General features: G+C 68.8%; 13 protein-coding genes. 7 read left to right on the forward strand and 6 right to left on the reverse strand.

Annotation, left to right across the window (positions count from 1 at the left end; translation table 11 throughout):
• A partial coding sequence (locus tag G5C60_RS46950; RefSeq protein ID WP_165269802.1) for an MBL fold metallo-hydrolase occupies window positions 1-593 on the forward strand: 593 nt, incomplete at its 5' end.
• 118 nt (window positions 594-711) lie between these two features.
• Here the strand turns inward: G5C60_RS46950 and G5C60_RS46955 are convergent.
• A complete protein-coding gene (locus G5C60_RS46955; RefSeq protein WP_165269804.1) occupies window positions 712-933 on the reverse strand; it encodes a PIN domain nuclease in 222 nt (73 codons plus the stop codon).
• A gap of 245 nt (window positions 934-1178) precedes the next feature.
• The gene (locus G5C60_RS46960) at window positions 1179-2441 is read right to left on the reverse strand and encodes an MDR family MFS transporter (RefSeq protein WP_165269806.1); all 1263 of its coding nucleotides are present in this window, start codon (window positions 2439-2441) and stop codon (window positions 1179-1181) included.
• 164 nt (window positions 2442-2605) lie between these two features.
• On the opposite strand from G5C60_RS46960, the gene G5C60_RS46965 reads away from it, so the two are divergent.
• Complete coding sequence (locus G5C60_RS46965; protein WP_165269808.1) at window positions 2606-3367, forward strand: phosphoglyceromutase; 762 nt, start codon at window positions 2606-2608, stop codon at window positions 3365-3367.
• A 118-nt stretch (window positions 3368-3485) separates the two neighbouring features.
• On the opposite strand, the gene G5C60_RS46970 is transcribed toward G5C60_RS46965, so the two are convergent.
• The 3 genes from G5C60_RS46970 to phoU all read right to left on the reverse strand — a co-directional run bounded on the left by G5C60_RS46970 (window position 3486) and on the right by phoU (window position 4841).
• Window positions 3486-3692 carry a hypothetical protein gene (locus G5C60_RS46970; RefSeq protein WP_165269810.1) on the reverse strand — a complete coding sequence of 69 codons (207 nt, stop codon included), beginning with the start codon at window positions 3690-3692 and terminating at the stop codon, window positions 3486-3488.
• Between the two features lie 227 nt (window positions 3693-3919).
• Window positions 3920-4072 (reverse strand): hypothetical protein, encoded by a 153-nt coding sequence (locus G5C60_RS46975; RefSeq protein WP_165269812.1) that lies wholly within the window; start codon window positions 4070-4072, stop codon window positions 3920-3922.
• Window positions 4073-4163: 91 nt separating this feature from the next.
• On the reverse strand, window positions 4164-4841 hold the full coding sequence (phoU, locus tag G5C60_RS46980; protein WP_165269814.1) for a phosphate signaling complex protein PhoU: 678 nt from the start codon (window positions 4839-4841) through the stop codon (window positions 4164-4166).
• A gap of 315 nt (window positions 4842-5156) precedes the next feature.
• Between phoU and phoR the strand changes: the two genes are divergently transcribed.
• Window positions 5157-6443: a two-component system sensor histidine kinase PhoR gene (gene phoR / locus G5C60_RS46985; RefSeq protein ID WP_165269816.1), complete on the forward strand. Its 1287-nt coding sequence runs from the start codon at window positions 5157-5159 to the stop codon at window positions 6441-6443.
• Window positions 6440-7120 (forward strand): two-component system response regulator PhoP, encoded by a 681-nt coding sequence (gene phoP / locus G5C60_RS46990; RefSeq protein WP_033322296.1) that lies wholly within the window; start codon window positions 6440-6442, stop codon window positions 7118-7120. Before phoR ends, phoP begins: the two co-directional genes overlap by 4 nt.
• An 81-nt stretch (window positions 7121-7201) precedes the next feature.
• On the opposite strand, the gene G5C60_RS46995 is transcribed toward phoP, so the two are convergent.
• Window positions 7202-7927 carry a copper chaperone PCu(A)C gene (locus G5C60_RS46995; protein WP_165269818.1) on the reverse strand — a complete coding sequence of 242 codons (726 nt, stop codon included), beginning with the start codon at window positions 7925-7927 and terminating at the stop codon, window positions 7202-7204.
• 560 nt (window positions 7928-8487) lie between these two features.
• Between G5C60_RS46995 and G5C60_RS47005 the strand changes: the two genes are divergently transcribed.
• The 3 genes from G5C60_RS47005 (at window position 8488) to ispF (ending at window position 10654) form a co-directional block, all read left to right on the forward strand.
• On the forward strand, window positions 8488-8970 hold the full coding sequence (locus tag G5C60_RS47005) for a CarD family transcriptional regulator (protein WP_003953493.1): 483 nt from the start codon (window positions 8488-8490) through the stop codon (window positions 8968-8970).
• A 447-nt stretch (window positions 8971-9417) separates the two neighbouring features.
• Complete coding sequence (ispD, locus tag G5C60_RS47010) at window positions 9418-10161, forward strand: 2-C-methyl-D-erythritol 4-phosphate cytidylyltransferase (RefSeq protein WP_165269820.1); 744 nt, start codon at window positions 9418-9420, stop codon at window positions 10159-10161.
• On the forward strand, window positions 10151-10654 hold the full coding sequence (gene ispF, locus G5C60_RS47015) for a 2-C-methyl-D-erythritol 2,4-cyclodiphosphate synthase (RefSeq protein WP_165269822.1): 504 nt from the start codon (window positions 10151-10153) through the stop codon (window positions 10652-10654). Before ispD ends, ispF begins: the two co-directional genes overlap by 11 nt.
• Window positions 10655-10676: the final 22 nt, after the last annotated feature.

Genomic DNA, 10676 nt, shown 5'->3' on the forward strand with positions numbered 1-10676 from the left:
GACGGGGGGCCGGACAAGAACCGGGGGCCGTACGGGCCGGACAAGAACCGGGGGCCGTACGGGCCGGACAAGAACCGGGGGCCGTACGGGGCTTGAGGGCCGCGCAGGGCTTGAGGGCCGGACATACCACCCGGCTGGAGGCGCCGGACCGCCCGCCCATCGACGTCACCGCCACTCCCTGCCGACACGGCCCGCGCTTCAGCCGCCCCGTCACTGGAGACGTCGTCGGATTCGCCCTCACCTGGCCCGGACAGCACCACGGGCCGCTGTGGATCACCGGCGATACGGTCCTGTACCCCGCCGTCCGCAAGACGGCCGCAGCCCTGCGCCCCGGCACCGTGCTGCTTCACCTGGGCGGCGTCCGGTTCCCCCTCACCGGCCCCGCCCGCTACACCATGACCGCCGCCGACGCCTTGGACCTGTGTGACACCATCCGCCCCCACACCGTCCATCCGGTCCACTACGAAGGCTGGCAGCACTTCCGAGAGGGCCCCGAAGCCCTCACCGCGAAGCTGGAGTCCGCCGCCTCCGCCGAGCATGGCAAGGCTTTCACCTGGCTGCCCCACGGCACCGCACACCTGACCGTGGTCTGACGGTCCTGCTCCCAGGCGGAGTTCATGCTCTCGACGTGGCCTTCGCCCGCAGGTCGCGGAATGGACGCATCCCAGCGTCGGCCCAGGTCCCGTACCTCCACCTGGGCACCTTCGACAGTCAGTCGAGGATGCGGCGTACAGGCTGACCGGTGGCACGTGTCATGGTCTCGAAGTCGGAGTCCTGGTGGAGCACGGTCAATTTGTGATGCTGAGCTGTGACGGCCACGAGAAGATCGACCGGACTCGCGCCAGAGCCGACCAACTGGTCCCACTCCGCTCCGGTCCGGCCCCGATAGAAGCGGATCAGTGCGCTGGTGTCGATGAGGAACGTCTCGCTCACGCGGCGTGCTCGTCCTTGTCCGAGGCGCCGGGGGAGGAGGCAGCAGGCTTCTCGATGACCGAGAAGTCGATCTCTCCCTCGGCAACCATCTGCCGCATCCGTTCCACTGCACGCGGCTCACCGCCGAGGCCTGGGCTTCACCCGGATCCACTGGGGTGAAGGGGCATCACAGACTAGCCGGAATGCATTGCTTTGCCCCTTTCAGGTATGCCGTGATCATGTACGCGCCTACCGGACCGGTGAGGTCAGGCCGCCTGCTCGGGCAATGGATTCGACGCCTCGGCCTCCGGCCGCCGGGCGGAGGGCTCCTCCGGCGGAAGCCGCCGCATCAGCGCCCCGTAGCCGAGGCTCGCCACCGTGCCGACCGCCGCGCACATCCCCCACAGCCACTCCGCCCCGTACCGGTCGATGATCCCGCCCGCCATCAGCGGGGCGACCAGGGCGGCCACCGACCAGGACGACGTGTAGACGCCCTGGTAGCGGCCCCGGCCGTGGAGCGGGGAGAGGCGGACGACGAGGCCGGTCTGGGTGGGGGCCTGGACGATCTCGGCGAGGGTCCAGACGCAGACGGTGAGCGCGAAGACGCCGACGGATCCGGCGAAGGCGGTGAGGCCGAAGCCGTATCCCGCGAGGAGGGAGGAGAGGACGAGCAGCCGTCCCGGGTCCCGGTGCTCGATGAAGCGGGTGACCGGGATCTGGAGGACGACGATGAGGACGCCGTTGACGGCGACCGCCATGCCGTAGTCGGCGGGCGTGAACCCGGCCTGGCCCATCGCCACGGGCAGTCCCACGAACGCCTGCTGGATGATCACCGCGAAGAGGAAGGACAGCCCGACGACGCCCATGAAGCGCCCGTCCCGCAGCACGGTGCCGAGGCCCACCTCCGGAACCGCCTTTTCCTTCTCCGTACGTACGGGCCTGGATTCCGGCAGCTTGGCGAAGACGACGATCGCGCAGGCGAGAGTCATCCCGGCCTCGATCAGGAACCCGGCGAGATAACTGAACTCGGCGATGAACCCGGCGGCCATCGACGAGATCGCGAACCCGAGGTTGATGGCCCAGTAGTTGAGGGAGAAGGCGCGGACACGGTCCTCGGGCCGGACGATGTCGGCCATCATCGCCTGGACGGCGGGCCGGGAGGCGTTCGACGCCATCCCGACCAGGAAGGCCACGCCCGCGATCGCGACCGGGTGGTGCATAAAGCCGAGGAGCGCGACGCTCGCAGCCGTCGACGACTGGGCGACGAGAAGGGTGGGCCGCCGCCCGAGCCGGTCGGTCATCACCCCCGCGCCGATGGAGGAGACGACACCGCCGAGCCCGTGGAGTGCGACGACGAGCCCGGCGTACGAGGCGGAGTAGCCGCGGTCGAGGGTGAGGTACAGGGCCATGAAGGTGGCGACGAAGGCCCCGAGCCGGTTGACGAGCGTGCTGATCCACAGCCACCAGAACGCGCGGGGTAATCCGGAGACGGATTCGCGGACGGCACGTTTCAGGGCGGCGCGTGGCATCAGGGATCCCTCGTGGATGTAAACGGCTCAGGTAAGCGGCTCAGGCGGTGTCCAGAACTTACAAGTGCGCCGCTCTGCGAGGCCACTCAATTAGCAGAAGCCGTCAACCGTCCGGCTGCCGGGCAGCCCCACGAGGGATTGAGGCCGTCTATTACGCTCGGGGCATGGCCGACGCACCGTACAAGCTGATCCTCCTCCGCCACGGCGAGAGCGAATGGAACGCGAAGAACCTGTTCACCGGCTGGGTGGACGTCAACCTCAACGAGAAGGGCGAGAAGGAGGCAGTCCGCGGCGGTGAGCTGCTCAAGGACGCCGGCCTGCTGCCCGACGTCGTGCACACGTCCGTCCAGAAGCGCGCGATCCGCACCGCGCAGCTGGCGCTGGAGGCGGCCGACCGCCTCTGGATCCCGGTCCACCGCAGCTGGCGCCTGAACGAACGCCACTACGGCGCGCTCCAGGGCAAGGACAAGGCGCAGACGCTCGCGGAGTTCGGCGAGGAGCAGTTCATGCTGTGGCGCCGCTCGTACGACACGCCTCCGCCGCCGCTGGACCGCGACGCCGAGTACTCCCAGTTCTCCGACCCGCGCTACGCCATGCTCCCGCCGGAGCTGCGCCCGCAGACGGAGTGCCTCAAGGACGTCGTCGTCCGCATGCTCCCGTACTGGTTCGACAGCATCGTCCCGGACCTGCTCACCGGCCGTACGGTCCTGATCGCGGCCCACGGGAACTCCCTCCGCGCCCTCGTCAAGCACCTCGACGGCGTCTCGGACGCGGACATCGCGGGCCTCAACATCCCGACGGGCATCCCGCTCTCGTACGAACTCGACACCGACTTCAAGCCGGTGAACCCCGGCGGCACGTACCTCGACCCGGAGGCGGCCGCGGCGGCCATCGAGGCGGTCAAGAATCAAGGCAAGAAGAAGTAGTTTCCGCAAGGAAAAAGAAAAGGTGAGAGGCCCCGGATCGCTCCGGGGCCTCTTGCGTCGGGACCACAGCAACAACACTTCATGTCGGCCTGGGCGGTGCCCTGCCGGACGTACGAGCTCAAGCCGCGGTCCTGGCCAGGCGGTGGAACGCCTGGGTGGTGTGGGGGTGGGCCATCTCGTCCAGGAGATGCCGCCACTCGGGGTCCGCGGCGGCGGGGTGCGCCAGTTCCCAGGCGGCGAGCAGCGGGCCGAGGTCGCTCTCGCGGGGCGTCGTGATCAGGTCGTCCTGAGCGGTGCCCGACTTTGTGGTCAGCAGCGAGTTCATGACAGTTCCTTCCGGCTGAGAGCTGTGAACCTCTGGGGTTCGCTGGGTTCAACCATGCCGTCGCCCGCTTGCCGGAACCATGGAGTGCACTGCCGGATCGAGGGTGCAGGTAGCTCCACCCCGAGAGGGCTGCTCTCCCCCCTCACACGACGATGTGGGGCCCGGCATCGTGCCGGGCCCCACATCGTCGTGATCGTCGTACGGACTGTGCTCTGTCAACCGCTCCGTCAACCGCACTGGCAAGGATTGCCCGACTGACAGCCGCACGCGCAGCCCGAGCCGCAGCCGCAGGCGGCCACGAGCGGGAGGCTGATGATCTCGGCGGGCTGCTGGGTCTCGCGTTCCTGGGTGGGGTCGGGTGTGGTGGGGGATTCGGCCATGGTCCCTCCTCGAAGGCTGGTGCCTACGCCCATTGCAGTCCCGCACCGTCCGGCGCATCAACGGCGCACAGAGGCTCCGTTGTGCAGAGCGTCAGGCCCCCTCAACCCCCGTAGCACTCTGGATCTCATCCGCGTGCTCCCCCGTCACCAGGTACACCACACGGTTCGCCACCGACACCGCGTGGTCGGCGAAACGCTCGTAGTAGCGGCCCAGCAGCGTGACGTCCACAGCCGTCTCGATGCCGTGCTTCCAGCGGTCGTCCATGAGGTGCTGGAAGAGGGCGCGGTGCAGCAGGTCCATCGCGTCGTCGTCCTGCTCCAGCTGGAGCGCGAGGTCGACGTCCTTCGTGACGATGACCTCCGCCGCCTTCGCCATCAGGCGCTGCGCGAGCTGGCCCATCTCCAGGATCGTGGCGTGCAGGTCCTGCGGGACCGCGCGCTCCGGGAAGCGCAGGCGGGCGAGCTTCGCGACATGCTGGGCGAGGTCGCCCGAGCGTTCGAGGTCGGCGCTCATACGGAGCGACGTGACCACGATCCGCAGATCCGTCGCCACCGGCTGCTGCCGCGCCAGCAGGGCTATCGCCCGCGCTTCGAGTTCGTGCTGGAGATCGTCGACCTTCTGATCGCCCGCGATCACGGTCTCCGCCAGCTTCAGATCGGAGTCGAGGATCGCCGTCGTGGCGCGCCCGATCGCCGACCCGACGAGCCGGGCCATCTCGACCAGGCCCTCGCCGATCGAGTCAAGTTCCTCGTGGTACGCGTCGCGCATCTGGATGTCCCTCTCTTACGTCAGCTTCCGGATTCCCGTACAGCGTTTCCCATGCAGGATTCCAAAGGGGCTCGCGTACCCCACGCTCCCACGGTCCGGCTTGAACGCGTCCGTTTCCGCCATCCCAAATGAACCATCTCTATCGCCGAGGTGAACTCTGGGCGACAGGGCGCCTCCCGGGCGGTATGCATTCCTCCGAAGCCGCTCGGCACAAGTGAACCGTCCCGGTCTCCAGGGTGAACTCTGGGCGACGAGTGTTCGAGCTGACACTCGGACCGCTGTGAGGGGGGCGTACAGCATGCCTAACCTGGAGCCATGGACGTGAACGCGGCTGTCGCCGCAGCGGCAGCGATCGCCGGTGTGCTCACCGGCGTCATCGCCATGCTGGCGTTCCGCTGGAGCGAGCGCGAGCAGAAGCGGCCGACGCGCACGTCGCTGCACACGGACCCGGTGCTTCCGCCGGGCGTCGACACGGTCCTGTCCGTGCTCCGCTCCTCGGCCGTCGTGCTCGACGAGGCCGACGCCGTCGTCAAGGCCAGCTCGGCCGCGTACGCCCTCGGTCTCGTACGCGGCGGGAAACTGGCCGTCGACCCCATGCTGCAGATGGCCCGCGACACCCGGCGCGACGGCGAGATACGGCAGGTCGAGCTGGACCTGCCCCGCCGTGGCACCGGCCGCGGAGAAGCCCTCGCCGTGTCCGCCCGCGTCGCCCCGCTCGGCTCCCGGCTCGTACTGCTCCTCGTCGAGGACCTCACCGAGGCCCGCCGCATCGAGGCCGTACGACGCGACTTCGTCGCCAACGTCAGCCACGAACTCAAGACCCCCGTCGGCGCGCTCAGCCTCCTCTCCGAGGCGGTCATGGGCGCATCCGACGACCCGGAGGCCGTCGAACGCTTCGCCGGACGCATGCAGATCGAGGCCACCCGCCTCACCAACCTCGTACAGGAGCTCATCGACCTCTCGCGGGTCCAGAACGACGACCCTCTGGAGGACGCCGAGCCCGTACGCGTCGACGAACTGGTCGCCGAGGCCATCGACCGCTGCCGCCACCAGGCCGGCACGAAACAGATCACTATGGCCGCCGGCGGAACCGCCGACCTGCAGATCTGGGGCAACCGCGGCCAGCTGGCCGCCGCCCTCGGCAACCTCGTCGAGAACGCCGTGAACTACTCGCCCGCCCGTACGCGCGTGGGTATCGCCGCGCGCCGGGTGACCGCGCCCGGCGGGGACCTCATCGAAGTCGCCGTCACCGACCAGGGCATCGGCATCTCCGAAAAGGACCGGGAGCGCGTCTTCGAGCGCTTCTACCGCGTCGATCCGGCCCGTTCCCGCCAAACCGGGGGTACGGGGCTTGGCCTGGCGATCGTCAAACACGTGGCCGCCTCGCACGGCGGGGAGGTCTCGGTGTGGAGCTCAGAGGGTCAGGGCTCCACGTTCACCCTCCGGCTGCCGGAGGCGGGTGTGGCCCGCGACCGCGCGACCGACCACACGCCTGAAGTCGACGAAGAGGTCGACGCCGGGCCGTCCGACGGAACGACCACCGTCACATCCCCCACCACATCCCCGTACGAACCGCTTTCTGCCCCGGAGGTCCTTCCGTGACCCGAGTGCTCGTCGTCGAGGACGAGGAGTCCTTCAGCGACGCCCTGTCCTACATGCTCCGCAAGGAGGGCTTCGAGGTCGCCATCGCGACCACCGGGCCCGATGGCCTCGACGAGTTCGAGCGCAACGGCGCCGACCTCGTCCTGCTCGATCTGATGCTGCCCGGCCTGCCCGGCACCGAGGTGTGCCGGCAGCTGCGCAGCCGCTCGAACGTCCCGGTGATCATGGTCACCGCCAAGGACAGCGAGATCGACAAGGTCGTCGGCCTGGAAATAGGAGCCGACGACTATGTGACCAAGCCCTTCTCGTCGCGCGAGCTGGTCGCCCGCATCCGCGCCGTCCTGCGCCGCCGCGGCGAGCCCGAGGAGGTCACCCCCGCCGCACTGGAGGCCGGCCCGGTCCGTATGGACGTCGACCGCCACGTGGTCACCGTCTCCGGCTCCAAGGTCGACCTCCCCCTCAAGGAGTTCGACCTCCTGGAGATGCTGCTGCGCAACGCGGGCCGCGTCCTCACCCGCATGCAGCTCATCGACCGCGTCTGGGGCGCCGACTACGTGGGCGACACCAAGACCCTCGACGTCCACGTCAAGCGGCTGCGCGCCAAGATCGAGCCGGACCCTGGCGCGCCCCGGTACCTCGTGACGGTCAGAGGCCTCGGGTACAAGTTCGAGCCGTAAACCGAACACCTCGCACACCGAGCACGACGAAGGGCGGCACCCCTGGAGGGGTCCCGCCCTTCGTGCGTACGAGATGAAGACTCAGTCCTCCGCGACCGCGTTCTCGCCGCCGTCCTCGGGAGCCGTGGCCGTCGCGCTCTGCGACGCCGCGTCCGTGGGCGTGGCGCCCGGCTCGGTCCCGCCCGCGCCGGGCTCGTCCGACTCCGGCTCGGTCGACGTGCCCGAGGGAGTCTCGGACGGAGAACGCGTGGGGCTCGGGCTCCTGGAGCCCTCGGAGCCCGGCGCGCGGGGAGTCTCGGACGGGCCCCACTGGGAGTAGTAGCCCTCGGCCGGGACGACGAACGCCCGCAGCTCCACGTCACCGGTCCTGCTGAAGGTGAAGGTGACGGGCTGCGCGTCGCCGTCCTCGAGGGCCTCGACGCTGCTTGCCAGCACGGCGGAGGCGTTGCCCTTGCCGCCGAGGACCACCGAGCCGTCGGCCGGGACGGTCACCGGTCCTGAACCCTTGGCGGGCTTGAGCGTGACGGGCTGCTCGATGCCCTCCACGATGATCGACTCGAGTGTCTCGTCGGCGTTGCCGTTGTTGAACAGGGTCGCGGAGACCGCGGCCGGGCCCGGCGACTCCGGGTCGGGCTGCGTGATCACCACGGCATTCTGGATCTGGATGTCGCCGGTGCTGGTCGCGGCGTTGTCCGGCCTGATCTCCAGCGACTGGGCGTTGTTTCCTGCGGCGCACGCGGACAGCGAGGCGATCGAGAACGCGATGGCGGCTGCGGCGAGGGCGCCGCGTCGAAGGCTGCTGCTCACGGCGGCGGCAACTCCTTGAACGTGGGCGAAGCGGGCGCGCCTGTAAAAGCGCCCTAAGGGTCTGTCAGCGGCTTCAGGTTACCGAGCCGTTCCCGCGCCACCGCACCCGACCCTCCCCAAGGTCTCCGCTGATCCAGCATTCACACAAGAAGCAACAACCCCACAGGTCCCCTAAGTAAGCTCCCGCACCGGCGTTGCGGATTTCTCGTAAGGAATGCATGGCGGTCCAGGAAATCGATCTTCGGGCCGCCGTGATCAATTCCGGATTCGACTCGTACCCGGCTCCGCTCACCGAACGGAGTAGCGCAAGTCTCGCCATCCGAACCCGACAAAACAGGACGTTCGGCCACGCGAGGGGGCCTCCTAAGCCTTGTAACGGGCGGGTTTCACGTCCCCCGAGGAACGGCTCCGACCTGCGAATACCCGCATCCGCTCACCCCTCGAAGCACGTTCCTGTTGTTGTTGTCAAGCCCCGAGATGTGCCCTGACCTGCGAAAACGCCATTCAGAAGATGCGGTTCTCGTGTTACTCTGGATAGCCACGGAAGGGGTACCTGTCACATGACGTTCAAGGTTGGCGACACCGTGGTCTATCCCCATCACGGGGCCGCGCTGATCGAGGCCATCGAAACTCGTCAGATCAAAGGCGTGGACAAGACCTACTTGGTGCTGAAGGTCGCCCAGGGCGACCTGACGGTGCGTGTGCCAGCGGACAATGCGGAGTTCGTCGGCGTACGTGATGTGGTCGGTCAGGACGGGCTGGACCGGGTCTTCGAGGTGCTGCGCGCGCCGTATGCCGAGGAGCCCACGAACTGGTCTCGTCGTTACAAGGCAAATCTCGAGAAGCTCGCCTCCGGCGATGTCATCAAGGTCGCGGAAGTCGTCCGTGACCTGTGGCGTCGTGAGCGCGAGCGTGGACTCTCCGCCGGTGAGAAGCGCATGCTCGCCAAGGCTCGGCAGATCCTGGTGAGCGAGCTCGCCCTCGCGGAGAACACGAACGAGGACAAGGCCGAGGCCCTGCTCGACGAGGTTCTCGCGTCCTGACGCCCGTCACGCTCTGATCGCCTCCAGACCAGGGGCGACATGAGCGGTCCGGCGTACGCAATTGAAATGCCGCGGTGCCCGATGACGTAAGTTCTGTCGCCGGGCGCTGCGGCATGCTTGTACCCGGAACACCGTACAACCGACCGTACTTCGGAGGCCGGGAATTAATGTCCGGCCCCGATACTTGGCGTGCCGGGCCCGGGCAGCTGGCTCGACCAGATGTCACGGAAGGGTCCCCGGTCAAGGCGTCGCGCCCGGCACGCTGAGGCCATACCCATGCGGGCCCGGTCGTCAAACCGTCGCGTACCGGCGGGTCAAACCGGTGCGGGCCGGCGGGTCAACCGGTGTGGGCCGGGTGACCTCCGGCGGACGCCGTTTCGACGACAGGATCTGGCCGTATATCCACGTACGTACACACACGCACGTACACACCTCTGACAGGAACCGATGTCTGACGATTCGCGCCGTTCGCGGGCCGGTACCGCGGCCGTGATTCCGGCCGCGGGCCGAGGCGTGCGCCTCGGTCCGGGCGCCCCCAAAGCGCTGCGCGCGCTGAACGGCACTCCCATGCTCATCCACGCGGTCCGCGCGATGGCCGCGTCGCGCGCCGTCTCGCTCGTCGTCGTCGTGGCACCGCCCGACGGCGCCGCCCAGGTCAAGGCACTCCTCGGCTCACACTCGCTGCCCGAGCGCACCGACTTCGTCGTCGTCCCGGGCGGCGACACCCGGCAGGAGTCCGTGAAGCTCGGCCTCGACGTGCTGCCGCCCGGCATCGACATCGTGCTCGTGCACGACGCGGCCCGCCCGCTGGTGCCCGTCGACACGGTCGACGCGGTCATCGAGGCAGTACGGGACGGGGCCCCCGCCGTCGTACCCGCACTGCCTCTCGCGGACACCGTCAAAGAGGTCGAGCCGCGTACGGACGGCTCGCCCGAGCCGGTGGTCGCGACTCCCGACCGGGGGCGGCTGCGGGCCGTACAGACCCCGCAGGGCTTCGACCGCGACACTCTGCTGCGCGCGCACGAGGCCGTCACGAACGGGGTCACCGACGACGCCAGCATGGTCGAGCAGCTGGGCAAGCCGGTGGTGGTCGTGCCCGGTCACGAGGAGGCTTTCAAGGTCACCCGGCCTCTCGATCTGGTGCTTGCCGAGGCGGTTCTCGCTCGCAGGAGGGCGAACGATGGCTTCTGAGACGCCTCCGCAGCTCATGTTGCCGCAGGTCGGTATCGGTACCGACATCCATGCCTTCGAGGCGGGACGGGAGCTCTGGTGCGCGGGGCTGAAGTGGGAGGGCGAAGGGCCGGGGCTTGCCGGGCACTCCGACGCGGACGTCGTCGCGCATGCCGCGTGCAACGCGTTGTTCTCGGCGGCCGGGCTCGGTGATCTCGGGGCCCACTTCGGTACCGGGCGGCCCGAGTGGTCCGGTGCGGCCGGTGTCACCCTGCTCACCGAGGCTGCCCGCATCGTCCGCGACGCCGGCTTCACCATCGGCAACGTCGCCGTCCAGGTCATCGGGCCCCGGCCCAAGATCGGCAAACGTCGTGACGAGGCGCAGAAGCTTCTCTCGGATGCGGTGGGGGCGCCTGTGTCTGTTTCGGGCGCCACGACGGATGGACTGGGGTTTCCAGGCCGTGATGAGGGGTTGATGGCGGTGGCTACGGCGCTTGTGGTGCGTACGGGTTGAGGTTGGGGGTTTCTTTTCCCCG

Source organism: Streptomyces scabichelini (genome assembly GCF_011045015.1).
Taxonomy (GTDB): Bacteria; Actinomycetota; Actinomycetes; order Streptomycetales; family Streptomycetaceae; genus Streptomyces; species Streptomyces scabichelini.